The organism is Solwaraspora sp. WMMD791, from assembly GCF_029581195.1.
Lineage (GTDB): Bacteria > Actinomycetota > Actinomycetes > Mycobacteriales > Micromonosporaceae > Micromonospora_E.
Genome location: NZ_CP120737.1, coordinates 482570 through 508825, shown reverse-complemented (window position 1 = coordinate 508825; position 26256 = coordinate 482570). Strand labels below are relative to the sequence as shown.

Genomic DNA, 26256 nt, shown 5'->3' with positions numbered 1-26256 from the left:
AGGCGGTCTTGGAGGGGTCCATGTACCCACATCTTTTCGGCCGGCACACGGTGGACGCCTACGTGTCCAGCATCGACCAGACCGCAGGCCGGCTCGCCGACCGCGTCCGCACGGTCCGCCAGCCGTACTCCGGGGCCGGTGTCGCGACGTTGCAGGCGATGGTCGACCGCGTCGATCTCGACACGCCGCTCGGCACCACCGGGGCCGTGCTCGACGAGATCGGCGCGCTCTACCTCGACCACGCGGTCTGGTTCCACGAACCCACCTACCTCGCGCACCTGAACTGCCCGGTGGCGATTCCCGCGCTCAGCGCTGAACTGCTGCTCGCCGCCGTCAACTCCTCGGTCGACACCTGGGACCAGAGCACCAGCGGCACCCTGATCGAACGCCGGATGATCGACTGGACCGCGCAGCGGATCGGCTTCGGCCCCACCGCCGACGGCGTCTTCACCAGCGGCGGCACCCAGTCCAACCTGCACGGGCTGCTGCTGGCCCGGGAGGACCGGCTGGCCCGGGCATCCGACGGCGGGCATCCCCCCGGCGATCGGGGCGCCGCCGCCGGGATCAGCCGCGACGCGGTGCTCCCCCGGCTGCGGATCCTGGCCACCCAGGAGAGCCACTTCAGCGTCGGCAAGTCCGCCCGGCTGCTCGGGCTGGCCGCCGACGCCGTCGTACCGGTCGCCACCGACGAAACCGGTCGGATGGACCCGGTCGCGCTGCGCGCCGCGGTCGACCTGCTCCGCGCCCAGGCCCTCGTCCCGATGGCGGTGGTCGCCACCGCCGGCACCACCGACCGGGGCTGCGTCGACCCGCTCGCCGCGATCAGCACGGTCTGCCGCGAGTACGCCGTGTGGCTGCACGTCGACGCCGCGTACGGCTGTGGCCTGCTGGTCTCCGGCCGGCGCCGGGCGCTGCTCGACGGCATCGAACACGCCGACTCGGTGACCGTCGACTTCCACAAGAGTTTCTTCCAGCCGGTCAGCTGCAGCGCCATCGTGGTCCGGGAGGCGGCGACCATGCGGCGGATCGCCGTCCACGCCGACTACCTCAATCCGCGTACGGCGACCGTGCCCAACCAGGTCGACAAGAGCCTGCAGACCACCCGCCGCTTCGACGCGTTGAAGCTGTGGCTGACCCTGCGCACCATCGGTGCCCAGCAGCTCGGCGAGATGTTCGACCGGGTCGTCGACCTGGCCCGGGTCGCGCACGACGAACTGGCCGCGCAGGAGGATTTCGAGGTCGCCATGCGGCCGGTGCTCAGCACCGTGCTGTTCCGCTACCGACCAGGCTGGCTCGCGGAGGCCGACTGCGACCGACTGCTGCCCCGGCTGCGGGCCCGGCTGTTCGGTGACGGTGCCGCGATCGTCGCCGGCACCACCATCGACGGCCACTACTGGCTCAAGTTCACCCTGCTCAACCCCAACACGACAGTGGAAGATCTGCGTACCGTGATCGATCTGATCCGCCGGGCCGGCGCCGAACTGCTCGACGCCGAATGGGACCCGGCCCTCCTGCCCGCCCCGCCGGCCGCCATCGCCACGGAGGTGGGCGCCAATGCGCACGCATGACTTCGTCGCGGTCGGCCTCGGCCCCTTCAACCTCGGGCTGGCCTGCCTGACCGCGCCGCTCGACGAACTCGACGGGGTGTTCCTGGAGCAACGCGACGAGTTCGCCTGGCACCCCGGGCTGATGATCGACGGCGTCAGCATCCAGGTGCCGTTCCTGGCCGACCTGGTCACCATGGCCGACCCGACCTCGCCGTACTCCTTCCTCAACTACCTCAAGCAGACCGGCCGGCTCTACCGGTTCTACATCCGCGAGGACTTCTACCCCCTGCGCGCCGAGTACGACGCCTACTGCCGGTGGGCGGCGGCGCAGCTGCCCGCCATCCGGTTCGGCCACCGGGTCGAACAGGTCACCCACGACGCGGCGAGCGGCGACTACCTGGTGCACGTACGGCAATCGGGCACCGGGACCGTCGAGACGCTGCGGACCCGGCGGCTGGTGCTCGGCATCGGCACCGTCCCGTACCGCCCGGCGGTGCTGCGCGACCTGCCCGGCCCGGCCATCCACAGCGCCGACTACCTGCCGAACAAGGCCCGGCTGCAGGAGATGGAGTCGATCACCATCGTCGGCAGCGGGCAGAGCGCCGCGGAGATCTACCTCGATCTGCTGGAGGAGATCGACACCCGGGGTCACCAGCTGAACTGGATCACCCGCTCGCCCCGGTTCTTCCCGATGGAGTACACCAAGCTGACCCTGGAGATGACCTCGCCGGAGTACGTCCGTTACTTCCACGCGTTGCCGCCGGCCAGCCGCGACCGGCTCAACCGGGACCAGCGCAGCCTCTACAAGGGCATCAGCGGTGACCTGGTGAACACCATCTTCGACACCCTGTACCGCAAGGACGTGGCCGGGCCGGTGCCGACCACCCTGCTGACCGGGACGGCGTTGACCGGCGCCGAATGGGACGCCGGGCCCGGACGGTACCGACTCGCCCTGCACCACCAGGAACAGGACCGCCACTTCACGCTGGACACCGAAGGGCTGATCCTGGCCACTGGCTACCGGCCGGCCGTACCGGCCTTTCTCGACCCGGTCCGCGACCGGATCCGGTGGGACGGGCGGGGCCGATTCGACGTGGCCGTCGGCTACAGCGTCGACCACGCCGACCGGGAGATCTTCGTGCAGAACGCCGAGGAGCACACCCACAGCCTGACCGCGCCCGACCTGGGCATGGGTCCGTACCGCAATTCGGTGATCATCGCGAACATGCTCGGCCGCGAGGTCTACCCCGTGGAGCACCGGATCGCCTTCCAGCACTTCGGCGCGCTGCCCGACGGCGCGCCGTCGACGGCGCCCGATGCCACGGACACACCGACGCCGGCCCACCGGCAGGAGGCGCTGAGCCGATGATCACCTTCTCACTGTCCGGTCCGCTGGGCACCATGACCGTCGAGCCACTCGACGTCACGTCGTACGCCGGGCATCTGCACGCGTGGATCACCCATCCCCGGTCCGTCTACTGGGGAATGCCCGATGCCGACCTCGACGCGGTCCGGCGCGAGTACGAGCGCATCGACGCAGACCCGCACCACCACGCCTGGCTCGGTCGACTCGACGGCGAGCCGCTGTTCCTGGCCGAAACCTACGAGCCGGCGCACAGCGAACTCGCCACCCACTACCCGGTCCGGCCCGGCGACGTCGGGATGCACGTGCTGGTCGCGCCACCGGCCGGCGGGCAGCGGCACGGACTCACCTCGGCGGTGATGCGTACCGTGCTGGCGTTCATCTTCGCCGACCCGGCGCACCTGCGGGTCGTCGTCGAACCCGACGTCCGCAACGAGGCGATCGCCGCCAAGAACGCCGAAGCCGGCTTCGTCGTCGAAGGGCTGATCCCGCTGCCGGACAAGCAGGCCAGGCTCAGCTTCTGCACCCGGGCCGCGTTCGCCGCCAGCCCGCTCGGCGGTGCGCCCGGTGCCGGCGTGGCGGCTGGCGACCCGGCAGCCGGCCCGCCGGCAGCCGGCAAAGACCGGTCCGCGTCGTCGATGACCCCACCGGCGCACCTCGACCCCGCCACCATCGCGGTCGCCCACCGCCATCTCGTCGCCAAGGCGATCGCCGAGTTCAGCCACGAGCGGCTGATCCAGCCGCGACCCGACGGGTCCGTGCCGGCCGCCGCCGACGGCGGCAGCTACCTGCTGACCACCGCCGAACGGATCCACTACCGGTTCCGGGCCCGCCGCTACGCCCTGGACCACTGGCTGATCGACCCGGCGACGGTGACCCGCGAGGTCGACGGCGCGCCGGCACCGCCGGACGCCCTCGACCTGATCATCGAACTGCAGGAGACACTGGGCATCCCACCGAAGCTGCTCGGCACCTACCTGGAGGAGATCAGCGCCACCCTGGCCGGCGCCGCCTGGAAACACCACCATCGGCGGGAACGCGCCGCCGACCTGGTGCACGCGGACTTCCAGACCATCGAATCGGCGATGACCGAGGGTCACCCGTTGTTCGTCGCCAACAACGGCCGGATCGGGTTCGGCCTGACCGACCACGCGGCCTACGCGCCGGAGGCAGGTGCCCCGGTACGGCTGGTCTGGCTCGCGGTCCGCCGGGACCTGAGCACCTTCACCGCCGGGCGGGGCGTCGACGAGCAGGCGCACTACCTGGCCGAGTTGGGCGCCGACACGCTGCACCGGTTCGCCGACCGGCTGCGCGACCTCGGCCTCGACCCGCACGCCTACCGGTACCTGCCGGTGCACCCGTGGCAGTGGGAACACAAGGTCGGCATCACCTTCGCCGCCGACGTGGCGGCCCGGGCCATCGTCCCGGTCGGCACCAGCCCGGACCGGTACCGGGCACAGCAGTCGATCCGTACCTTCTTCAACATCGACGCGCCGCACCGGCACTACGTCAAGACCGCACTGTCCATCCAGAACATGGGCTTCATGCGCGGGCTGTCCCCGGCGTACATGCGGGCCACCCCGCCGATCAACGACTGGGTCGCCGACCTGGTCGCCGCCGACGACACGCTGCGCGACTGCGGGTTCGAGGTGCTGCGGGAACTGGCGTCCGTCGGCTACACCGGCGACGCGTACCACCGCAGCGGCGCACCGGTATCGGCGTACCAGCGGATGCTCGCCGCGCTGTGGCGGGAGAGCCCGGTCCCCCGGATCGCCCCCGGGCAGCGGCTGGCCACCATGGCCAGCCTGCTGCACCGCGACCGCGACGGCGCGCATCTGGCGACCGCCATGATCGCGGCGTCGGGGCTGACGGCCACCGACTGGCTGACCCGGTACCTGCGCGCCTACCTGCGACCGCTGCTGCACTGCCTGCTCGGCTACGACCTGGCGTTCATGCCGCACGGGGAGAACCTGATTCTCGTGCTGCAGGACCACGTCCCGGTCCGGGTCTTCATGAAAGACATCGGGGAGGAGGTCGTCGCCCTGCACGACCGGCCGCTGCCGGCCGCCGTCGAACGGATCCGGATGTCGGTCGACGACGAGTTCCGGGTGCTGGCCATCTTCACCGACGTCTTCGACGGCTTCCTACGGTTCCTCGCCGCGATCCTGGACGCCGACGGGGTCCTGCCGGCCGGGGAGTTCTGGCGGCTGGTCGCCGACTGCGTCCGGACCCACGGCGCGGACCATCCGCAGCTGCGCGACCGGCTGGACTTCTTCGCCCCGACGTTCCGGCACTCCTGCCTCAACCGGCTGCAGCTGCGCAACACCCTGCAGATGGTGGACCTCACCGACCAGGCCGGGTCGTTGATCTATGCCGGGACACAGGACAACCCGCTCGCCACCGTGGCGGTGCCGACCCGATGAGCGCACCGCCAGCGGACCCCGTCGGCCGGGTGCACCGCGACGGGTACGGCGTACCGCACCTGTGGGCCGACGACGTCGACCAGTTGGCGTACCTGCAGGGACGGACCGCCGCGACCGACCGGGCCTGGCAGATCGAGGTCGAACGCTGGCGTTCGGAAGGCGCGCTGGCCGCCCGGCTCGGCCCGGCCGAGGTCGCCTGGGACCGGTTCGCCCGCCGGGTCCGCCTCGACGACACCGCCCAGCGGTGCTACCGGCGACTGGACCCGGCGACCCGACGCTGGCTGAGCGCGTACGTCGACGGGGTCAACGCCGGGCTGGCCGAAGGGGCGGCGGCGGCCCCCGAGTTCGCCGCCACCGGCACCACCGCCGGCACCTGGCAGCCGTGGACCCCGCTCGGGGTGTTCCTGGTACAGCACGTGCTCTTCGGCACCTTCCCCAGCAAGCTGTGGCGGGCGCACGTCACCGCCACCCTGGGCCCGGCAGCCGTCGACCTGTTCGCCATGGAGCCACCCGCGTCGTCGGGCAGCAACGCCTGGGCGGTCACCGGACGGCCCGGCACGACCGGACCGGTGATCGCCGGGGATCCGCACCGGATCCTGGAGCTACCCGGCGTCTACCAGCAGGTGCAGCTGACCTGCCCGGAGTTCGACGTCGTCGGGTTCGCCTTCCCCGGCGTACCGGGGCTGCCGCACTTCGGTCACGCCGGCACGGTCGCCTGGGCGATCACCAACGCGATGGCCGACTACCAGGACCTCTACCGCGAACAGCTGCGCCGGGTCGACGGTCAGGTCCTGGTCCGCCAAGCCGACGGCTGGACTCCGGTGCCGGCGCACACCGAACTGATCGAGGTACGTGACGGTGCGCCGGTCGAGGTGGAGGTGATCGAGACCCCGCGCGGGCCGGTCGTCGACATCGACCGGCGTACCGGGGAGGCGATCAGCCTGCGCACACCGAGCCGGGCCGACGGGGCGCTCGGGTTCGAGGCGTTGCTGCCGTTGCTGCGCGCCCGCCGGGCCGCCGACGTCGAACAGGCACTGCGGCACTGGGTGGAGCCGGTCAACAGTGTGCTGGTCGCCGACCGGTCCGGCAGCGTACGCCGGCTGGTGGCCGGCCGGGTGCCGGAGCGCGACGACCGGTGCCGGCTGCTGCCGGTGCCGGGCTGGGCACCCCGGTACGCCTGGCGCGACGGGTACGCCACGCTGCCCGCCGCCGACGTCGAGTCGGTCGCCGTCAACGCCAACGACCGGCGGGGGGACACCGCACACCTCGGAGTGGACTTCGCACCGCCGTACCGGGCCCGGCGCATCAGGGAACTGGTCGCTGCCGGTACGGCGCCCGAGGCGGTGCAGACCGACCCGGTGGCCCCGGCCGCCGGGCTGCGCCGGCTGCTGCGCGGTCTCGACCTCACCGGACAACCCGAGCCGGTACGCGGCCTGCGCGCACGGCTGCTCGACTGGGACGGGCGGATGGCCGCCGACAGCACCGGGGCCGGCGCGTTCGCGGCCTGGCGGACGGCGCTGACCCGGCACCTGTCCGACGAGCCGGGTCTACGGCCGCTGCGCGCCGACACCGGCTACGACCCGCTGTTCGCCCCCTGGACCGACCCCGTGGGCCGGATCGGACTGGCCCTGGAACGAGTGATCGACGGGCTTGCCCGCCTCGGCGGCGACCCGGCCCGCTGCGCGCTGGCGGCGCTGACGGAGGTGGCCGCCGGCCCGGAGCCCGGCACCTGGGGCGAGCGGCACCGGCTGCATCCGGTCCGGGTGCTGCCGGCGGCGGTCGACCCGGCGGCCAGCGCTCTCGGCCCACCCGTACCGCTCGCCGGCGACACCGACTGTGTGCTGGCCACCGCCAGCGTTCCCGGGGTCTCCGACCTCTGCTGGCGTGGGCCGGTGGCCCGCTACGTCTGGGACCTCGCCGATCCGGACGCCAGCCGGTGGGTGGTGCCGTTCGGCGCGTCGGGCCGACCCGACGACCGGCACTTCGCCGACCAACTGCCCCGCTGGGCGGCCGGCGACCTGGTCCCGGTCGCCCGGGTGCGGTGGACGCCGGCCACCGGCGGCCCGGGGGTCGACAGCGTCGGCGTCGACGGTGTGCGGCGGCGGATGCTGGCCACCGTCCACTCCCGCCAGTTACCGGGTATCGGCCGGTTCGACCTGACGGTGCTCGACCCCGACCTGCACCTCGACCTGGTGTACCGATGGGTCACCGAGCCCCGCGCCCGGTTCTGGGGGATGACCCGGCACTCCCGGGAACAGGTCGGCGAGATCTACCGGTTCATCGACAGCCTGGACTCGCACCACGCCTACCTGATGAGCGTCGACGACGAACCGGTGGGGATCTTCCAGACCTACGAGCCGGCCGAGGACCCGCTCGGGGAGCACTACCCGGTCCGCGACGGGGACATCGGAATCCACCTGTTCCTCGCCCCGGCCCGGCGTCGGATCCCCGGGTTCACCGACGCCGTCGCCGCCGCGTTCACCGGATACCTGTTCGGTGACCCCCGGCACCAGCGGATCGTCATCGAACCGGACGTCCGCAACGAGCCGGCGTTGCGCCGGTGGAAGCGGCTCGGTTTCGTCTTCGACACGCAGCTGGAGCTGGCGGACAAGCGGGCCCAGCTGGCGTTCCTGGCCCGTACGATGGCCCGATGAGCGCCGCCGACCTGCCACGACCGGACGTGGCGGCCCGTGCCCTGGCCGCCGATCCACAGCTGGCCGGGCTGCGCCGCTCGCTGGAGTTCTACTACGGCGACCCGGGTCGCGACGCCGCCATGGACCGGCTCTACCGGCGCTTCGTCGCTCCCGGCGATCTGGTGTTCGACGTCGGGGCGCACGTCGGGGACCGGGTGGGCAGCTTCCGGCGGTTGGGTGCGCAGGTCGTGGCACTGGAGCCGCAGCCGTTGTGTGCCCGCGCCGTACGGGTCGTCTACGCCGACGACCCGGCGGTGACCGTGCTGGAGTCCGCCTGCGGCGAGGTGGTCGGATCGGTGCGGATGTTCATCAACTCGGCCAACCCGACGGTCTCCACCGCCTCGGCCGCGTTCGTCGGCGCCGCCGCCGGTGCCGGCGGTTGGGCCGACCAGGTCTGGGACGCCGAACTCGACGTACCGACGACCACGTTGGATCAGCTGATCGCCACCCACGGCCGGCCCGCGTTCGTCAAGATCGACGTCGAGGGGTTCGAGGAAGCCGTCCTCGCCGGGTTGACCGTGCCGCTGCCGGCGCTGTCCTTCGAGTTCACCACCATTCAGCGGGACAGCGCGCTGCGTTGTCTGCGCCGACTCGCCACGCTCGGCGACTACCGTTACGATCTCGCGCTCGGCGAGACCCAGCAGTTGAGCTTCGACCGCTGGGTGTCCGCCGAGGAGATGGCCGGGCATCTGCGGGACCTGCCGCACACTGCCAACGCCGGTGACGTCTACGCGGTACTGCCGACAACGGCCGGCTGACCGGGCGGTTCGACGACGTCAGCGTGACAACGCGACCTGTGACCTGTTGACCTGCGACCGCTCGAACGGGGCATTGTCGAACGGGGCAAGCTCGGGGTGCCGTTGTTCCATCTGCCGCTGTTCGGCGTGGGCCGGCTCGACCGGCGGTTTCCGGTGCCGCCACAACCAGTGGACGTCCTGGCCGAACGACCAGAGCAGCGCGGCCAGAACCACCGCAACGAGGACCGTCACCATCGTCGGCGCGATACCGGCGGCGGCCACCACCAGGACGGTGCCCTGCGTCGCGGCCACCGTCTTACGGCTGAACCGGGGCGGCAGCGGTGCCCGCAGCCAGGGTGCCACCCACGCGGCGGCGGCGAAGACGTACCGGAACACCCCGATCGCCAGCGCCCACCAACCCAGGGTGGCCGCGACGAACACGCTCAGCACGAGGACCAGCGCCGAATCGGTCTCCATGTCGAAGCGGGCACCGAGCCGCGAACAGGTGCCGGTCCGCCGGGCGACCTGACCGTCGACGCCGTCGAGCGCCAGCGCCACCGCGGCCAACGCGACCAGCACCCACAGCGGCACCGGACGGAAGAAGGAGTCGGCCACCAGCGCGGTGACCGCGCCGACCAGCGTGCCCCGGGCCAGGGTGACGGTGTCCGCCGGGCCCCATCCGGTCACATCCGGCTGCTGCATCGCCCGGATCAGCAACGCCCAGGTCGCGGCCCCGTACGTCAGACCTGCCAACCAGCCGGCGACCCCGAGTCCGCTGGTCGCCGCCAGGGTCATCAGCACCGCGATCTGCGCCAGCAGACCGACGCTCGGGGCATGCACCGAACGGACCGTTTCGTTCCCTACGCCTACCGTCACTGTTCCTCCGTCGCCGACTGGTCACCGGTGCCGCCCGCATCGGTGCCACATCCCCACCAACGGCGATTCGGCACGAACAGTTCACCGACAGGGGCAAGATTTCTCCCCGACGGCGTGAAACTGACCTGAGGTCCGACCCGTTCAGCGGACCACCACTGTCAGTAGCCGGTCCACACCGCCTTGGCACCCGAATCGCCAGCGCGCACGACGAAGTAGAGACTTACCCCGGCCGCCACGATCACCACACCCTTGACCACGAGAACCAGGACCCGGTTTCCCCGTACCCCGGAGCTCGCGGCGCCGTGCGCCGTGGCGACGACCCGTGGTCCCACCAGGTACACCAGGGCCAGGGTAGCGAGAGCCAGCACGAGCGCGGCGACCAGCGTCAGATTCCCCAGCTGCTCGTGCTCCTGGATGACCGGGTAGAAACCCTCGGTGATCCGGCCGGCGGCGTCCATCCGGTTGAAGAATGCATCGCCGGACAGCTTCGTCACCAGGGCGGCCAGTGGCGCGACGACCGCCAGCGCGGCCAGCACCCACCGGGTGTGCGGCCGGATGAACGGCACCAGCGCGTACCCGACCGCCAGCAGTGCCAGCAGGGGAACGAAGACCACTGCGGCGTGCACCAGCAACGGATGGGCGGGAATCCCCGCGACTTCCTCGAACATCTGCGCCTCCTCGGGCGTTGCGCGCCAGTCGGCACGGCCAGGGAACGGAGGCTAGCGCAACGGCCAGCTCAGCTGGCAGTGGCCACCCGGCATCCGCGCAGAACGGCCGATCACCGGCCGATCACCGGACGCCGGTTGAACAACAGACCGAGGGCCAGCATCCCGAGCCCGAGACCGAGATGCAGCCAGTTGTCCTGGTGGTTGACCGGCAGGAAGTTCGCCGCACTGGCGTGGTCGATGGCCAGCCCGTACAGCCACAGGACGAGATAGAGTGCGCCGCCGCCGACCAGGTACAGACGTGCGGCGGACACGGTGCGTGCCAACGCCAACCCGCCGACCCCGAACAGCAGGTGCACGATGTTGTGCAGCACCGACACCTGGAACAGGCCGAACAGATAGGCGTGCGAGTCGTGCCCGGCGAAGCTCATCTCGCCGTACTCGGTGGTGATGCCCGGAATGAAGCCGGCGACCCCGATGAGCAGGAAGACCCCGCCGACGGCGGCCGCGGCGGACTGCACCGGTTGCCGGGCGGTGGCCCGGCCGGTGGTCGCGGTGCTGGTGCGGACCATTGTCGTCCTTCCTACCGTGGTGGCCCACGGCGCTGTGGTGCGGTGCTGCGGCGGCCGGCCGCCGCCGTGGCGGTTTCGGGTCAGGACCGATCCGGGGGTCCGTCGCCGGTGGCCGGCGACGGTCGCTGTTCGTGCGGGTCGCGTTCGGCGCCGAGCATGTTGCGCGGCTCGGTGGTGTGCTCGAAGCTCGGCCGGCGCAGTCGCTCCGGCCGGGGCACCTCGATGGCGCGGGCACCCGTCACCGGGTCGGGCCGGGTCGTGGTCAGGTCGGCCGCCGGTGCCGTCCCGGGGCGGACCGCGCGGTCGGTGGCCCGCTCGCGGTGCAGTTCGTCGAGCAGGTGCTGGGGTGGCGCGGTGTCCCGCTGCGGCAGGTCCCGGCCCAGATCGGCGACGAGGGTGCCGTACTTGACCTCGAACGCCGGCCGCTCGGACCGGATCCGGGGCAGGCGGTCGAAGTTGCGCAGCGGCGGCGGGCAACTGGTGGCCCATTCGAGCGAGTTGCCGAAACCCCACGGATCGTGTGCGGTCACGATCTCCCCGAACCGGTAGGACTTCCAGACGTTCCAGATGAAGAACAACGTCGACGCACCGAGGACGAACGACCCGACCGTGGAGATCATGTTGAGCGTGGTGAACCCGTCGCTGGGCAGGTAGTCGGCGTACCGGCGGGGCATGCCCTCGCCGCCGAGCCAGTGTTGCACGAGGAACGTCAGGTGGAACCCGATGAACATCGTCCAGAAGTGCGCTCTGCCGAGCCGCTCGTCGAGCAGTCGGCCGGTCATCTTGGGGAACCAGAAGTAGACGCCGGCGAAGGCGGCGAACACGATCGTGCCGAACAGCACATAGTGGAAGTGAGCGACCACGAAGTAGCTGTCGGTGACGTGGAAATCCACCGGCGGGCTGGCCAGCAGGACGCCGGTCAACCCGCCGAGCAGGAAGGTCACCAGGAAACCGACGGCGAACAGCATCGGGGTATCGAAAGTCAGCTGGCCCTTCCACATCGTGCCGATCCAGTTGAAGAACTTGATTCCGGTGGGGACGGCGATGAGGAAGCTGAGCAGGGAGAAGAACGGCAACAGCACCTGGCCGGTGCCGAACATGTGGTGCGCCCAGACGCTCATCGACAGCGCGGCGATCGCGATCGTCGCGGCGACCAGGCCCTTGTAGCCGAAGATCGGCTTGCGGGAGAAGACCGGGATGACCTCGCTGATGATGCCGAAGAACGGCAGCGCGACGATGTAGACCTCCGGGTGACCGAAGAACCAGAACAGGTGCTGCCACAACAGCGGGCCACCGGTGGCCGGCGCGTAGACCTGCGCGCCCAGCAGCCGGTCGGCCAGCAGCGCCAACAGGGCGGCGGCCAGCAACGGGAACACCAGGATCACCAGGAGCGCGGTGATCAGAATGTTCCAGGTGAAGATCGGCATCCGGAACATCGTCATGCCGGGGGCCCGCAGCGTCAGGATGGTGGCGATCAGATTCACCGAGCCGAGGATCGTACCGAGTCCGGAGATCACCAGCCCGACGATCCACATGTTGGCACCGACTCCGGGGGTGTGCTCGGTCAGGCTCAACGGCGTGTACGCGAACCAGCCGAAGTCGGCGGCGCCACCCGGAGTCAGGAAGCCGCCCATGACCAGCAGCCCACCCAGCAGGTAGAGCCAGTAGGCCAGGGCATTGAGCCGGGGGAACGACACGTCCGGGGCACCGATCTGCAACGGCACCAGGTAGTTGGCGAAGCCGAACACCAACGGGGTGGCGAAGAGCAGCATCATGATCGTGCCGTGCATGGTGAACAGCTGGTTGTACTGCTCCGGGGACAGCACCTGCATTCCGGGTCGGGCCAGCTCCGCCCGCATCAGCAGGGCCATCGCACCGCCGACGACGAAGTAGCCGAACGAGGTGACGAGGTAGAGCAGCCCGATCTGTTTGGCGTCGGTGCTGCGCAGCAGCCGGGCCAGCGAGTTGCCGGGGACCGCTGGCCGCACCGGGCCGGGAAATCCACCGGTCGACCCAGGGGCGATCGGGCGGGTATGCGACGCCGGACGCGTACCGGCCGTGATCTGTTCAGCCATGACCGCCCCTCCGCCCGTGCTCGCCCGACACTAACCTGATAAGCCGCCCTTAGATGAGCTAAATCCTGATAAGCAGGTTGCTGTCCGTTGCTCCTTTACCCCACGCACCCGGTACGGAAGGATCGTTGCCGACCCCATGGCCGGCGACGGGAGCCGTATGAACGCGACGACGACCGACCACCGGACTCCCGACCACCTGGTCGAGGTCGTCGATTCGCATCTTCACCTGTGGGATCCCGCCCGGCTCGACTATCCGTGGTTGGCCCAGGTGCCCAGCCTGCACCGCAGCTACCTGCCGGCGGATCTGCAGGTCGCCACCACAGGTCTGGACCAGACCGGATTCCGGCTGGAGGCTGCGGTCTTCGTCGAAGCGGGCCGCACCGACCGACACGCCGACGCCGAGGTGGACTGGGTGGAGCAGCTCGCCGCCGAGTGGCCCGTGCTGCGGGCCGTCGTGGCCCACGCGCCACTGGAACGCGGCGGCGGGGCGGCCGCCCAGGTCGCGGCACTGGGCCGCCGTCGGCTGGTCACCGGGGTGCGCCGCAACATCCAGGACGAGGCTCCCGGCTTCAGCGTCTGCGACGACTTCGTCGATGGTGTGCGGCTGCTCGCCGCCAACGGGCTCTGCTTCGACCTCTGCGTCCGGCACCACCAGTTGGCCGAGGTGACGCTGCTGGTGGCCCGGGTACCGCAGGTCACCTTCGTACTCGACCACGTCGGCAAGCCGCCGGTCGCCGCCGGACCGACCGGTTCGTGGCGCGACGATCTGTCCCGCCTGGCCGACCTGCCGAACGTGGTCTGCAAGCTCTCCGGCCTGGCCACCGAGTCCACGCCCGGTTGGGTCGGCGCGGATCTGCTGCCGTACCTGGAACACGCGCTGCGCCGCTTCGGCGCCGACCGATGCCTCTTCGGCGGCGACTGGCCGGTCGCCACGCTCGCCACCGGCTACCGCCGCTGGCTCGGCATCGTCCACACGGCCTGCGCGGGGCTACCGGCGGCGCAGCGTCGGGCGGTCTTCGCCGACACCGCCCGACGGGTCTACCGGCTCAGCTGTTGACGTCCTCCCCATGGCGCACGCCGCAGATCCGCGCGCCGCGCATGGCGATCAGCGCCGCGCGCGGCGGGTGAACGTGGCCAGCGCGGCGGCCGTGACGGCGGCCGCCACCAGCGTCAGAACCAGCAGACACAGCCCGATCGGCAGGTGGGTGACGTGCGGTGCCAGTGCGCCGCGCAGCGCCTCGGCGGCGTACGTCATCGGGTTGACCGCGGTGGCCACCTGGAACCAGGGCATCTCGGCCAACCGCTGCCACGGATAGTGCACACAGCCGGTCCAGATGATCGGGGTCACGAACAACGAGAAGGTGGCCTGGATCCGCTGCAGCGGCAGCACCGTCGCCAACATCATGCCCAGCCCCGCACCCACCCACCCGGCGAGCAGCACCACCAGCACCGACAACGGCAGCGCCGACCAGCTGCCGGGAGCAGCGCCGACCACCAGCGCACCCAGCGGGTAGACCACGGCCGCCGCGAACAGCCCCCGGAGGGTCGCGACCACCAGTTTGCCGACCGCGACCAACGTCGTCGGCAGCGGTGCCAGCAGCCGGTCCTCGATCTCGCGGGTGAACCCGAACTCCTTGACCAGCGGCACCGCGACACTCTGCAGCGACGTGGTGAAGGTGGCGAGCGCGACCGTGCCGGGCAGCAGGATGTCCGCGAAGCCGGCGCCGACGATGCCCTGCATCGTCAGCACCCGGGTGAAGATGAACAACATGAACAGCGGGGTGAGCAGGACCTGGGCCAGGACGAACCAGATGTCCTTGCCGGCGACGAACAGGTCCCGCAGCAGGATCGCGCCGAATGCCCGCGCGACCGGCGGTCGGCCGGGAGCGACCGGCGCCGACGGCGCGGTGGCGTGATCCGGTACGGGGGTGACCTCGGCCAGGCTCAACGGATCTCCTTACCGGTCAGGCTCAGGAAGATGTCCTCCAGGCCGGGCTTGCCGATGTGCACGTCGGTCAACTGGGCCGCGCGGTCGGTCAGCACCGTCAACGCCGGTCCGAGCACGGCGGCGGGATCAGCGTCGAGGTGCAGCCGCAGCCGGATCTCCCCCGTCGGCCCGTCGGCTGCGGCGGCCGGTGCGGCCGCGAACAGCGCGGCGAACCGTGGATCGTTGCGGGCGGCGGCGAGTTTCGCCGCCTTACGCGGATCGGACCTGGCGGCGGCGACACGTGCCGCGATCCGCGGGTCGGCGGCCAGCCCGGCCGGCCCGGGACCACCACGGCCCGTCGGGCCGGCAGCCGCGCCACCGCCGGCGGTGATCTCCCCGGTACGGACACCGTCGAGCGCGGTGAGCGCGGTGAGCAGATCCTGTGCCCCGTCGCCCGGCCCGGGGCGCAGGGCCAGATCGAGCACCGCCCGGCCGGCCACCCCGCGTACCAGGTTGGCCGGGGTGTCCAGGGCCAGCAGCCGGCCGTGGTCGACGATCGCCACCCGGTCGGCCAGCTCCGCCACCTCGGTCATCTCGTGGCTGGTCAGCACGACGGTCACCCCGCGCTCGCGCAGCTGCCGGATCCGGGTCCGGATCAGCAGTCGGGCCTGCGGCTCCAACCCGTTGGTCGGTTCGTCGAGGAAGACCACCCGGGGGTCGTGCATCAGCGCCCGGGCGATCATCAGGCGCTGGGACATTCCGCCGGAGAAGAAGTCGACCCGCGAGTCGGCCTGCTTGTCCAGACCGAACTCGGTCAGCAACCGGTCGGCCCGGCTGCGCCGCTCGGCCCGGGGCACCCCGTGGTAGGCGGCGTGGCTGAGCAGGTTCTGCCGGGGAGTCAACGCCCGGTCCAGGTTGTTGTACTGCGGCACCACCGCGAACCGTGTCCGGGCCGCCACCGGGTGCCGGACGACGTCGACGCCGTCCACCCGGGCCGTACCGGAGCTGGCCCGGATCGTCGTGGTGAGCACGCCGACCGTGGTCGACTTGCCGGCGCCATTGGGCCCCAGCAGGCCGAAGACCTCACCGGGGTGGACCGCGAACGACAGCGAGTCGATGGCGTTGCGGTCCTGGCCTGGAAACCGCTTGACCAGATCGACGACCTCGACGGCCGGGCCGGCGCCGCGCTGGCCGGCCAGGCCGGCGGCAAGGACGCCGGACTCGCCGGCCGGGGTCGCGTCGGCGGCGCGACCGTCGACCAACGGATGGGTGCCGGTACTGGGCATCTGCTCTCCTGCTCAGGCGGGTCTGGGATGCGAGGCGAAGAACTGCCAGCTGGTCGCGGTGGCGTCCAGTTCGGTAGCGGGCGGGTCCAGGCCGAGCAGCCGGCCCGCGGCGGACATCTCGGAGCCCGGCCACTGGTGTCCGGCGCCGTCGATGGTGATCAGGGTGACGCCGCGGCCCCCGGCGCAGTCGGCCACCGAGGTGGTGACTCCGTTTTGTGCGGTCGTCCGCGCGGCACCGCACTCGTCGACCTGCCGCCACCGGCCCACGAGATCCGGTATAGCGGGGCCGTCGACCTTGTCCGGCACCCGGCCGTTGCCGGCGCCGTCACGGCGGCCCGGCCCCCCGGTGTAGGGAATCGTCTCGTCGCCGGTGCCGTGGATGTGCAGAACGGAGATCGGCTCCGGGGCCGGGCAGTCACCGAGCATGGTCGTGGCCACCCCGGTCACCGCGGCGAAGGTCGAGCTGTCGCAGGCGATCCGATAGGCCAGCATGCCGCCGTTGGACATGCCGGCGAGGTAGTGACGGTCGGGATCGAAGGCGAGTCGCTGCCCCAGCGACTCCACCAGGGCGAGGACGAACCCGACGTCGTCGACGCCGTCGCGGGCCGAGGCACCGCAGCACTCCTCGGTCACCGCCCAGGCCCGGTTACGGGAGTCCGGGTAGACCACGACGAACCCGTGCTGGTCGGCGACGGCGTTCCAGCCGTACCAGGATTCGGCCTGCCGCCCGCTGCCGAGCAGGCCGTGCAGCATGACGACGACCGGGACCGACGTCGTCTCGGCGACGCTGGCCGGACGGTACACCCGGTAGGTCCGCTCGTACCCGCCGACGGTTATCGACCCCGCCGACGAGCCGACCGGTGGGGTGTCGACCGGAGCGGCCACCCCGCCGTCCACGGACGGCGGGGTGGCACCCGATGTCGGTGGCGCCGGGTCCGACGCCGACGTGCAGCCTGCGACGAGTGTCCAGAGGACTCCCGTGACGACCAGAACCGTCGACCGGCGTCGGAACCGCGACATCGCTCACCTGCTTCTGTTAGTGGTGGTGGTGTTTCGGAGTCAACTTGATCAACTCCCAGCCGCCCTCAGGGACGTCATCTGTCGGATCTGTCCGCAGATTCATCGGGTTGGCCATACCGAGGTATACCGTGGACCCGTCCACCACCATGCTACGTACGCCGTAATTGAGGTAGTTACCGAGACCCGCGTTGTCCACCTTCTTGGCGGAGTGGTGCGGCGACTCGAAGACCCAGAGGTCTGCGCCGAAGGCCAGTTCCTCCTCATCGTCGTCGTCACCGGTGCGGGCGGCGGCGGTCGGCGGTGGCGGCTCCTCCTGCTGCAACTCCTTCGCCAGGTAGCTCCAGTCCATCGTGCCGACATAGAGCCGGCCACCGGCGACGACCATCTTCCAGGTGTAGTTGAGCATCGGGTTGTCGAACCCGGACGCCCCGTAGAGCGGGGTGTAACCGGTCGACGTGCTGGCCCAGACGCCGGTACCGTCGCCGGCCGCCGGGTCGTAGGCCGGCAGCTCACTGGCACCGTAGAGCAGGTCGACCCGGTCGTGTCCGCCACCGTGCTGCCCGTGGGCGTGGCCGTGGCCATGACCGAAACTCCCCCGGAAGATGCCGATCGCGCGCTGGGTGTTGCGTACCGAGTCCCGTACCCCCTGCTCGTCGGTCGGCGGATACACCGCCAGGTGCACCGTCGTCGACTTGAAGGGCACGTGCATGGTCCCCCAGTAGAGGTAGCCACCGTAGGAGGCGATCCCGCCCAACCCGTAGGTGCGGGCGACGACCGGGTCCGGTTCGTACTCCATCACGTGCCACACCCGGGTCCACCCGTCCACGTCCCGGCTGTCCAGGCCGGGTCCGTTCGCGGACAGCTTCGGACTCATCCAGACCCCGGCGATGTTCGCCGGGACCGGTTCCTCGTCGGTAGGTTCGTCGGCGGTGCCGGCGGTCGGTGACACCGGCCCCGGGCCGAACGACTGGGTGTCCTCCGCGCCCGGCCAGGTGGTGACGAAGATCCGGCCCTGGTGCACGGTCAGGTCGACCGCCTGCGCCGGCAGGTCCGCCACCGGCAGGAAGCTGAACGGGTCGGACTTGCTCCCGGTCCACCGCAGCACCAGCCCGCGCTGACCACCGTTGGGGCCCACCCCGACCCCGGCGTACATCTCGCCGTCGGCGATGACGAAGTGCCGGATGTTGCCGTACTCGGTGAAGTTCCGCGAGCCGAGGTAGGCACCGGTGTCCGCGTCGAACGCGAACAGGTTGATCGTGGCACCGAGCGCCGGGCCGCCGAGCAGCACCACCCCGCGGTGGTTGCCGGCGGCCCGGAAGCCGACGGTCCGCAGCAGCCGGGCCTCGTCGTCGGGTGAGGCCCCGCGCAGGTCGCCAGTACGTTCGACCATGCTGTGCCGCTTCAGGTCGTAGGTGTACACGCGGGGAGCGCGGTGGTCACCGACAGTTGGCGGCAGGTCCGGATTGGCCCGGGCGATCTGGCTCTGGCCGTACTCGCAGACCCAGTCGGCGTTGCGGGTCGGCTGGGTGTTGCGCAGGTTGTTCCCGCTGGTCAGGCAGTTGGGGTTGGCGCCGGTGCCGAACCACAACCGGTCCTTGTAGCGGGTCAGTCCCCAGACGTAGGCCTGGTTGACCTTGGGCTGCCCTACCTCGCAGGGCGGTCCCGGCGGATAGTCGACGCCGATGTCGACGAAACACTCGTCGGCCGATGCCTTGGCCAGCAGGGTGCTCTGGTAGCGGGTCCCGCCGTGGTGTCCACCGTGCCTGCCGTCAGTGGTGGCTGCCGAGTCGGTACCGGCCACCGGTGCGGCGGCGGCCGGACCGGCGGCCAGAAGCAGCCCAGCGAGCACGGCGGCGGCAACCGACCGGCTCGCGGATGGGCGCAACCTACGCATCAAACACTTCTCCCTCTACTGTGGTTGGCTGGTGCGGATGTCTGCTGTTCACACGGCTGCGGTCTGCCGTACCGCGCCCTTGCCCACCCGGCCGGCGACCTGGCGGGCCCAGCCGGACGGGTCGTCGAACTCCAGGAACTCACCGAGCCGGGCCAACTGCGGCTCCGGGTCGGCGACCAGGTCCTCGTAGGTCATGGTGAGCAGGTGCGCCGGCGGGTTGTCGGCGAGTGCCTGCTCCGCCTGTGCCGCCATGAACGCGCAGAGCCCGAGGTAACGGGTGCTGTCCTCGCCCCGCTCACGGAGCAGGTCGGCGGTGATCCGGTCGGGTAGCAGATGCTCGAGATCCGCCGGCACCCGCTGGTCCGGACCCATCTGGAAGGGGTCCACGCCGCACCGGGAGACGAACTCCAGCCGCAGCTGGATGAGCTGGAACGACGAGTGCCGGCTCATCGACCGCGCCGTGTCCGCCCAGTTGCGGGTCAGATAGACGATCCTGGTGTCCGGGAACGACCGCAGCAGGTACGGGGCGATCTGGCTGGACCCGCCGGAGCGCTCCACCCAGCGGCGCCGGCCGGTCAACCGGGCGAGCAGGTCCAGGAACATCCGGTGGTGGTCGACGAAGGGCTGCTCGGGGAAGTCCGGTACCTCCCCGGCGAGCTGGTCGAACAGGCCGTCCGGATCGTCGGTGAGCTTCGGCAGGGTGATCGCCAGCAGCTGCGGCAGCTCGGTCAGGTTGCCGGCCCACCTGCCGTCCGCCGGGTAGCGGACCTCCTTCGGCGGCAGGCCGATGGCGAACAGGGTGGCAAGCTCCGGCTTCGGGCTGCTCAGCACCTGCCAGTACGCCGCCCCGGTGATCGGCTCAGTGGCCTTCGCCCACGACGGGGTGGCCATGAAGAACTCCTGGACGGACAGGGTCGACGGCTCCTCGACGATCAGGTCGGACAGCAGCGTGGAGCCACACCGCCCGCTGCTGATGATGATCGCCCGGCCGGGCGCCTCGAACTGCATCGGAACCTCCTGGGTGAGAACGACGACGTCAACGGCGCAGGGCGGGCTGCCCGGTGTCGGCAAGTTGCCGGGCGAGCCAGGGCAGCACCAGTTCGCGGACCTGGTCGCGGGCGGTGATCAGCACCGCGTGCCGGTGCCCGGGAACGATCGCCAGCTCGGTCTGCGGCAGTAGTTCGACCAGTGCCGGCGCCAGATCGGCAGCGGACGAGTCGCTACCGAAGATGCCGAGCACCGGGCAGGTGATCGCCCGTACCGCCGCCGGATCGGCGGGGGTGCTGGCCGGTAGGTCCCGACCGGCGGTGGTGGCGGCGACGAGCTGGCGGACCGCCGCGGCGTAGCGGGCACCCCGCTCACCGCCACGGGTGGCCGTCGCCAACGGACCGCCGTCTCCCTCCGGATGCACGGCCCGGACCAGCTGCCGGCCCACCCGGGCGAGCCACTGTGCGGTGGCAGGCGCCGACTCCACCGCGACCATCGAGGCGACCCGGTCCGGGTACCGGGCCGCGTATCCGAAGGCGATGGAACCGCCCAGCGAGTTGCCGAGCAGATGCACCGGTACGTCGACGCCGAGCCGGTCCAGCAGCCCGACCAGGTCGTCGACCAGGTCGTCCATCCGGTAGCCGGTCGGCGGTCGCTCGGTCCGTCCGTGGCCCCGCAGGTCGTACATGATCACCCGGAACCCGGCATCGGCCAGTGGGTGCGCCAGGCTGAGATACCAGCTGGCCAGGCTGTCCGGCCCGATACCGTGGATCAGGACCGCGACCGGCCGGCCGGCAACAGCTTCGGCAACTGGACCGCCCGCCGGATCGGCGGGCGGACCGCCACCCGGATCGGCGGGCGGACCGCCGTCCAGGTCGGTGGCAGCTGCCCCGGCGGGCGGACCGGCCGCCACCGCCGGCAGTTCCTGGACGTGCGTCACCAGGCCGTTGACCTGGATCATCGTCACTGGCCGGCCACCTGCGCCACCGTGGCTGGCGGTCCGTCCAGCGCGGCGGAGATGTGCCCGACCAGCTCACCGACCCGCAGCGCGCGCAGCGAGTCCACGTCGAGCCCCGCGACGAACTGAGCGAAGTTGACGGAGTCGCCGTACCGGGCCTGCAGCCGCCCGGCCAGCGAAATGACGTCGATGCTCTCCATCTCCAGGTCGTCACGGAAGCTGGTGTCCATCGTGATCTCTTCGTCCGGATCGATCCCGGGCAGCACCGCGCGCAGCATCTGCGAGATCTCCGTCAGGATGGTGTCGTGGTCGGCGGGCATGATGCGGGTCTCCTTGTCGGGACGTCAGTCGGCTTGTCGGGACGTCGGTCAGCTTGTCGGGACGGCAGTCAGCTTGTCGGCACGCCGATCGGCTCGTCGGCACCTCCGTCAGGGCCGAGCTCAGGCATGCCGGGCAGGTTCCGGGCCCCAGGTCCAACCGACGACGTAGCGTCGCTGCGGCAGATCGGGTGGGTTCTCCAGACTCCGGCAGGTGACCCGGTAGGACCTGCCGGAGGGGACCTGCACCAGCAGGGTGCCGGCGTCGACGGCGACCACCCGCAGCCGGCGGGGCGCCGCGTCCAGTCCCGTTCCCTCCGCCTTGCCGGCGGCTTCCTTGGCCGCCCAGAAGCAGGCGAACCAGAACTGCCGGTCCCCGCCGGCACAGACCTGGTCGAGCAACGCGCTCTCCGTACTGGACAGGGCATAGTCGACGGTGCTGGCCGGTCGGTCGGTGACCTCGACGATGTCGATACCGACCCCGGGGCCGTCCGGCGCCGACCGGGCCGGACCCGCGATCGCCACGGCGGCCTCGGCGCAGTGCGCCAGGGACAGGTCGCAATCCTGCAGCCCCCGACCGGGGCGCAGGTCCACGCGCGGCCGGCCGTTCGGATCGTTGGCGATGGTCAACTCGATCGGGTAGACGTCGGTGTGCCCGGCGTCCCACTGCCGGAACCGCACCGCGTCCTTCGCCGCGATCCGACCGAGCAGCCACTGCTTGCGGGCCTTCCCCGGCTGTCGCTCGTAGTCGACGGACGCGGCGGTGCCGAGGATGCCCCGCGCGGCCATCGACTGGGTGACCAGATCGGTCCAGCAGTCGAAGACGGCGGTCCACCCTTCCGGCTGTCGCACCGACATCGGGAAACGTTCCGGGAACCGTTCGGCCGGCCGCGCCTGCGGATGGCTGTCGAATCGACGGTCGACCGCGCCGTCGATCTGCGCCCAGACCCGGCCGCCGACGGACAGCTGGGTGTCCGCGACCAGTTGAGCGTCGTCGATCGATCGGACTCGGGCGACGCACTCGAACGCCGTGCCGGGCTCGGGTGGCGGGCCGAAGAACCGGACGTGGCCGAGACCGACCGGTAGCGCCACGGTCCGCATCGGCTGCGTGGTGATGAGCCAGTTTCCGATCAGCTGCAGGGCGTTGTCCAGCAGTGCGCCCGGCGGGACGGGCGCGGTGACGACACCGCGTACGTGCATCTCGCCAAGGGCGTGCACCGTGGTCACCCCGTGGAACTGGGGACCGTGGAACATCAACCGCTCCGCGTACATCTCCTCGGCGCTGATCCGGGGAGCGGTCTCGGTGGCCGGGTCGTGCGTCCACGGTGCGCTGACCGGGGCCGGATAGTCCGCGGCCACGTCGACCGTCGCCCGGGCGAAGCTGCCGAAGTTCACCGCGTACGAGTCCGGGCCGGCTGCCCGGACCACGATCTCGACGTCCTGCGCCGGTGCGGCGATGGTCCACCGGTTGAACCGGGCGTCCCGCACGCCGACCACCCGCAGACCGGGAACGGCCTGCGCGACCGCGTCCATCATGTGCGCGACGACGGTCGTCGCCGGCACCACCGGCCACCGGTCCTCGGGGTTCGGCCAGTCGGCCGGCTGCACGAAGAAACAGTGGTCGAGCAGGTACGGCATGGTCTGCACGGAGACCCGCAGGGTGGTCCGGGCGATCTCGGTGCGGGGCGGCGGGACGACCTTCGGTGCCGGCACCGGCGTGGTCGGCCCGGCTACGGCCGGTACGGCGGCCGACCGGGCGTCGGTCGCCGGTACGGCGGCCGACCTGGCCGGCACGGTCGGCGACACCGGCGCTGGGGGCACCCGTGCCGGATCGGCGGGTCGGGTGGCGGCGTCCAGCACGGTCACTGCGCCGTCCGCGGTGTCCCGCAGCAGCGCGGCGAGCTCCGCGGCGGCCTTGGACCGGCCGGCGAGCCGGTGCAACGCGGTGAGCGAACCGGCCGACGGCTCGGCGACAGCCGACGGCTGCGTGGCGACCGACGGCTGCGCGGCGACCGACGGCTCGGTTTCGGCCGAGGGGCGGGGCCCGACCGGCGGTACGGGTGGTTCCTGCGCGGCGCTGGCCGGCGGCCGCGCCTGGCCGACCGGCGGGCCGGACGACTGGTGCGTCGGCCGGTCGGCCAGGCCGAGCAGGGTGTCTGCACCCGGTCCGAGGCGCACCAACGGACCGCCCAGGTCCAGCTGGATCTTCGGCCCACGACGCGCCGGAGCAGCCGGTGCCGGCGTCGCCGGGGCGGCGGCTGCGGCGGGTGGCCGCAGCACCCGCAGGTCTGGTGCCGCACCCTCCACCCACAGCGCGGTGGCGACCCGGCGCAGCTGGTCGAGACCGGTACGGTGACCCACGTTGACCGGCATGGCGAGATGTTCCCGACCCCGCAGGTTGTCGCTGACCAACGATGCCAGCTGTCCCGCGCCGACCTGCAGGAAGACCCGGAAACCGGCGTCGTACATCGCGGCGGTCAGCTGCCGGAACCAGACCGGCTCCATCATGTGCCGGACGAAGATCTGGTTGACCTGCTGCTCGTCGGTGGGGAACGGCGCCGCCAGGGTCGCCGACCAGACCGGGACCGTCGTCGGATGCACCCGCCAGGACTGCAGGGCGGCCCCGATCGACCGCAACCCGTCGGCGAACGCCGGGGTGTGGAAGGCCGACCGGAACGGCAACTTCTGACACAGCACGTTGCGCCGACGTAGTTCGTTCACCAGCTGGTCGACCTGCTCCTCGGGGCCGTTGACCACCGACTGCGCGGGCGCGTTGTCGTGCGACAGGACCACTCCCGGATAGTCGCCGAGCACCGGCGTCACCTGGTCGGCACCGGCGCCGACAGCGGCGAAGACGTAGCCGGACACCGCGACCGAATCGGCATCGAACAACTTGAGGAAGCCGTCCATGTCGGTGGTACTGACCTGCCCGGTCACCGCCGCCGCAGACCACTCACCGATGCTGTGCCCGGCGACCGCGTCCGGGCGGATCCCGATCCGGCCGAGCACCTCGTCGAGGAACTTGCCCACCTCGATCAGACCGGCACCGTGCCGGCCCAGGTCAGCGGCGGACCACTCCCGGTCCGCCAGACCGAAGTGCGCGGCCAGATCCTTGGTACGTGGAGTGAACTCGGCCTCCAGGCCGGGAAACACGAACGCCAGTTTCCCGCCGGCGGTCAGCAGCGGAGCCGTGGTGAACCAGATGTCCCGGGCGCCCCGCCAGGGCTCCCCCCGACTCACCGCGCGGCGGGCGGTGGCCAGCCGCTTGTCGGTCGGGTCCACCACCCCGATCCGGCACGGCGGCGCGGCGTGGGCCTGCGGACCCTCGGCGAACGCGGCACCGTCACGCCGTACCACCGAATCGTCGCGGTCCAGCAGCGCGGCGAGGCCGGCCGGATCGGCGGCGGCCAACCACACCACCTGGTCCGGCTCGGCGACCTCGACGGCGGCCGGGCGGGCCGGTTGGCCGGCCGTACCGTTCGGCACGGCCGCCCAGGCCGACGGGGCGGACGGCGGCTGTTCGACGATGAGGTGGGCGTTGATCCCACCGAAGCCGAACGCGTTGACCCCGGCCCGACGCGGTCCGTCGCTCTCCCACGGCTGGGCGGCGGCGATCGGCGCGAACCGGGTCGCGGCCATCTCCTCCCGTGGCTGCCCACAGTGCAGGGTGGGTGGCAGGACACCCCGGTGCACGGCGAGGGTCGCCTTGATCAGACCGGCGATCCCGGCCGCCGGCATGGTGTGCCCGATCATCGACTTGACCGAGCCGATCACCGGCCGTGGCCCACCCTGGTACCCACCGAACACCTCGGCGACGGTGACCAGTTCGGCGGCGTCCCCGGTCGGCGTGCCGGTGCCGTGCGCCTCGAGCAGGCCGAGCGCGTCCGGCGCGGTCGGATCCAGCCCGGCGGCCTGCCAGGCCCGCCGGATGGCCAGCGACTGTCCGCTGCTCGCCGGGTTGAACATGCTCGCCGACCGACCGTCGCTGGAGACGCCGCTGCCACGGATCACCGCGTACACCCGGTCACCGGCGTCCAGCGCGTCGGCCAGCCGTTTCAGCACCACGATCCCGGTGCCCTCACCGATCAGCAGGCCGTCGGCCGACGAGTCGAACGGACGGATCTCACCCTGCCGGGACAGCGCCCGGAGCTGGCTGAACACCGACCAGAAGCTGATGTCGTGCACGTGGTGCACACCGCCGGCGAGCACCGCGTCCAACCGGCCGGCCCGCAGTTCGGTCATGCCCTGGTCGACCGCGATCAGCGACGAGGCGCAGGCGGCGTCGATGGTGTACGAGGGACCACGGAGGTTCAGCCGGTTCGCCACCCGGGAGGCGGCGAGGTTGGGCACCAGCCCGATCGTGCCCTCAGGTTGCTGCGGGCCGAGCCGTTCGTCGAACTTGCGCCGGACCCGGTCGAGACTCTCCGGCGGCAGGTCGGGGATCAGCTCCTTGAGGATGCCGATGACCTGGCTGGACATCCGGACCCGCTGGGCGTACCGCGCCTGTGCCGGGCTCAGGATCCCGCCCCGGCCGAGCAGTACGCCGATCCGGTCCCGATCCGGCAGGCGGTCCTGGCCGCCGGCGTCGTCGATCGCGGCGGCCGCCACCTGCAGGGTGATCAGCTGGTCCGGTTCGATGTCGCCGATCGAGGTCGGCATGATGCCGAACCGCAGTGGCTCGAAGGTGGCGAAGTCGTCGACGAAGCCACCCCGCCGGCAGTACAACCGGTCCGGTCGGTGGGCCTGCTCCGGATCGTAGAACTCGTCGTCCCACCGGTGCGGCGGCACGTCGGTGATGGCGTCGACGCCGTCGACCAGGTTACGCCAGTAGGCGTCGAGGTCGGGGGCACCGGGCATCAGCGCCGCCATGCCGACGATCGCGATGGTCTGGTGGGGGTCAGTCAGGTCCGACATCC

At 71.4% G+C, this 26256-nt stretch carries 18 protein-coding genes and 1 pseudogene; 7 read left to right on the top strand and 12 right to left on the bottom strand.

What is annotated here, in order from left to right:
* Positions 1 to 20: 20 nt before the first annotated feature.
* From O7623_RS02210 to O7623_RS02185, 6 genes and pseudogenes are all read left to right on the top strand, one after another.
* Entirely contained in the window at positions 21 to 1568 is a 1548-nt protein-coding gene (locus O7623_RS02210) for an aspartate aminotransferase family protein (RefSeq protein ID WP_282226893.1), read from the top strand.
* On the top strand, positions 1555 to 2916 hold the full coding sequence (locus O7623_RS02205) for a SidA/IucD/PvdA family monooxygenase (RefSeq protein ID WP_282226892.1): 1362 nt from the start codon (positions 1555 to 1557) through the stop codon (positions 2914 to 2916). The genes O7623_RS02210 and O7623_RS02205 overlap by 14 nt, the downstream gene beginning before the upstream one ends.
* On the top strand, positions 2913 to 5333 hold the full coding sequence (locus tag O7623_RS02200; protein WP_282226891.1) for a GNAT family N-acetyltransferase: 2421 nt from the start codon (positions 2913 to 2915) through the stop codon (positions 5331 to 5333). Before O7623_RS02205 ends, O7623_RS02200 begins: the two co-directional genes overlap by 4 nt.
* A pseudogene (locus O7623_RS02195) lies at positions 5330 to 7363 on the top strand (penicillin acylase family protein); the annotation flags it as partial. The gene O7623_RS02200 and the pseudogene O7623_RS02195, both read left to right, overlap by 4 nt.
* Positions 7364 to 7438: 75 nt before the next feature.
* Positions 7439 to 7987: a GNAT family N-acetyltransferase gene (locus O7623_RS02190; protein ID WP_282229290.1), complete on the top strand. Its 549-nt coding sequence runs from the start codon at positions 7439 to 7441 to the stop codon at positions 7985 to 7987.
* Entirely contained in the window at positions 7984 to 8784 is an 801-nt protein-coding gene (locus O7623_RS02185; RefSeq protein ID WP_282226890.1) for an FkbM family methyltransferase, read from the top strand. The genes O7623_RS02190 and O7623_RS02185 overlap by 4 nt, the downstream gene beginning before the upstream one ends.
* Positions 8785 to 8802: 18 nt before the next feature.
* Here O7623_RS02185 and O7623_RS02180 read toward each other — a convergent pair whose 3' ends face one another.
* The 4 genes from O7623_RS02180 to ctaD all read right to left on the bottom strand — a co-directional run bounded on the left by O7623_RS02180 (position 8803) and on the right by ctaD (position 12951).
* Entirely contained in the window at positions 8803 to 9603 is an 801-nt protein-coding gene (locus O7623_RS02180) for a CDP-alcohol phosphatidyltransferase family protein (protein WP_282226889.1), read from the bottom strand.
* Positions 9604 to 9797: 194 nt separating this feature from the next.
* A complete protein-coding gene (locus O7623_RS02175; RefSeq protein ID WP_282226888.1) occupies positions 9798 to 10307 on the bottom strand; it encodes a hypothetical protein in 510 nt (169 codons plus the stop codon).
* Positions 10308 to 10417: 110 nt separating this feature from the next.
* The gene (locus O7623_RS02170) at positions 10418 to 10876 is read right to left on the bottom strand and encodes a DUF4383 domain-containing protein (RefSeq protein WP_282226887.1); all 459 of its coding nucleotides are present in this window, start codon (positions 10874 to 10876) and stop codon (positions 10418 to 10420) included.
* Between the two features lie 80 nt (positions 10877 to 10956).
* On the bottom strand, positions 10957 to 12951 hold the full coding sequence (ctaD, locus tag O7623_RS02165; protein WP_282226886.1) for a cytochrome c oxidase subunit I: 1995 nt from the start codon (positions 12949 to 12951) through the stop codon (positions 10957 to 10959).
* Between the two features lie 157 nt (positions 12952 to 13108).
* Here ctaD and O7623_RS02160 point away from each other — a divergent pair, with 157 nt between their 5' ends.
* Entirely contained in the window at positions 13109 to 14008 is a 900-nt protein-coding gene (locus tag O7623_RS02160) for an amidohydrolase family protein (protein WP_282226885.1), read from the top strand.
* A gap of 48 nt (positions 14009 to 14056) precedes the next feature.
* On the opposite strand, the gene O7623_RS02155 is transcribed toward O7623_RS02160, so the two are convergent.
* From O7623_RS02155 to O7623_RS02120, 8 genes are all read right to left on the bottom strand, one after another.
* Complete coding sequence (locus O7623_RS02155; RefSeq protein WP_282226884.1) at positions 14057 to 14899, bottom strand: ABC transporter permease; 843 nt, start codon at positions 14897 to 14899, stop codon at positions 14057 to 14059.
* A complete protein-coding gene (locus tag O7623_RS02150) occupies positions 14896 to 16164 on the bottom strand; it encodes an ABC transporter ATP-binding protein (RefSeq protein WP_282226883.1) in 1269 nt (422 codons plus the stop codon). The genes O7623_RS02155 and O7623_RS02150 overlap by 4 nt, the downstream gene beginning before the upstream one ends.
* Positions 16165 to 16176: 12 nt before the next feature.
* The gene (locus tag O7623_RS02145) at positions 16177 to 17061 is read right to left on the bottom strand and encodes an alpha/beta fold hydrolase (RefSeq protein ID WP_282226882.1); all 885 of its coding nucleotides are present in this window, start codon (positions 17059 to 17061) and stop codon (positions 16177 to 16179) included.
* Positions 17062 to 17200: 139 nt separating this feature from the next.
* Positions 17201 to 19078 (bottom strand): hypothetical protein, encoded by a 1878-nt coding sequence (locus tag O7623_RS02140; protein WP_282226881.1) that lies wholly within the window; start codon positions 19076 to 19078, stop codon positions 17201 to 17203.
* A gap of 48 nt (positions 19079 to 19126) precedes the next feature.
* Positions 19127 to 20086 carry a sulfotransferase domain-containing protein gene (locus tag O7623_RS02135; protein WP_282226880.1) on the bottom strand — a complete coding sequence of 320 codons (960 nt, stop codon included), beginning with the start codon at positions 20084 to 20086 and terminating at the stop codon, positions 19127 to 19129.
* Between the two features lie 28 nt (positions 20087 to 20114).
* A complete protein-coding gene (locus O7623_RS02130; RefSeq protein ID WP_282229289.1) occupies positions 20115 to 21026 on the bottom strand; it encodes an alpha/beta fold hydrolase in 912 nt (303 codons plus the stop codon).
* Positions 21027 to 21028: 2 nt separating this feature from the next.
* Positions 21029 to 21343, bottom strand: coding sequence for an acyl carrier protein (locus tag O7623_RS02125; protein WP_282226879.1), 315 nt, complete (start codon positions 21341 to 21343; stop codon positions 21029 to 21031).
* 120 nt (positions 21344 to 21463) lie between these two features.
* Positions 21464 to 26254 carry a type I polyketide synthase gene (locus O7623_RS02120; RefSeq protein WP_282226878.1) on the bottom strand — a complete coding sequence of 1597 codons (4791 nt, stop codon included), beginning with the start codon at positions 26252 to 26254 and terminating at the stop codon, positions 21464 to 21466.
* Positions 26255 to 26256: the final 2 nt, after the last annotated feature.

What these genes read in the sequence shown, in the direction of transcription:
- O7623_RS02205 (WP_282226892.1), top strand. Translation starts at nt 1,555, where the DNA reads ATGCGCACGCATGACTTCGTCGCGGTCGGCCTCGGCCCCTTCAACCTC.
- O7623_RS02125 (WP_282226879.1), bottom strand. Translation starts at nt 21,343, where the DNA reads ATGCCCGCCGACCACGACACCATCCTGACGGAGATCTCGCAGATGCTG.
- ctaD (WP_282226886.1), bottom strand. Translation starts at nt 12,951, where the DNA reads ATGGCTGAACAGATCACGGCCGGTACGCGTCCGGCGTCGCATACCCGC.
- O7623_RS02130 (WP_282229289.1), bottom strand. Translation starts at nt 21,026, where the DNA reads ATGATCCAGGTCAACGGCCTGGTGACGCACGTCCAGGAACTGCCGGCG.
- O7623_RS02210 (WP_282226893.1), top strand. Translation starts at nt 21, where the DNA reads ATGTACCCACATCTTTTCGGCCGGCACACGGTGGACGCCTACGTGTCC.
- O7623_RS02185 (WP_282226890.1), top strand. Translation starts at nt 7,984, where the DNA reads ATGAGCGCCGCCGACCTGCCACGACCGGACGTGGCGGCCCGTGCCCTG.
- O7623_RS02150 (WP_282226883.1), bottom strand. Translation starts at nt 16,164, where the DNA reads ATGCCCAGTACCGGCACCCATCCGTTGGTCGACGGTCGCGCCGCCGAC.
- O7623_RS02190 (WP_282229290.1), top strand. Translation starts at nt 7,439, where the DNA reads ATGCTGGCCACCGTCCACTCCCGCCAGTTACCGGGTATCGGCCGGTTC.
- O7623_RS02175 (WP_282226888.1), bottom strand. Translation starts at nt 10,307, where the DNA reads ATGTTCGAGGAAGTCGCGGGGATTCCCGCCCATCCGTTGCTGGTGCAC.
- O7623_RS02170 (WP_282226887.1), bottom strand. Translation starts at nt 10,876, where the DNA reads ATGGTCCGCACCAGCACCGCGACCACCGGCCGGGCCACCGCCCGGCAA.
- O7623_RS02160 (WP_282226885.1), top strand. Translation starts at nt 13,109, where the DNA reads ATGAACGCGACGACGACCGACCACCGGACTCCCGACCACCTGGTCGAG.
- O7623_RS02135 (WP_282226880.1), bottom strand. Translation starts at nt 20,086, where the DNA reads ATGCAGTTCGAGGCGCCCGGCCGGGCGATCATCATCAGCAGCGGGCGG.
- O7623_RS02120 (WP_282226878.1), bottom strand. Translation starts at nt 26,254, where the DNA reads ATGTCGGACCTGACTGACCCCCACCAGACCATCGCGATCGTCGGCATG.
- O7623_RS02140 (WP_282226881.1), bottom strand. Translation starts at nt 19,078, where the DNA reads ATGCGTAGGTTGCGCCCATCCGCGAGCCGGTCGGTTGCCGCCGCCGTG.
- O7623_RS02200 (WP_282226891.1), top strand. Translation starts at nt 2,913, where the DNA reads ATGATCACCTTCTCACTGTCCGGTCCGCTGGGCACCATGACCGTCGAG.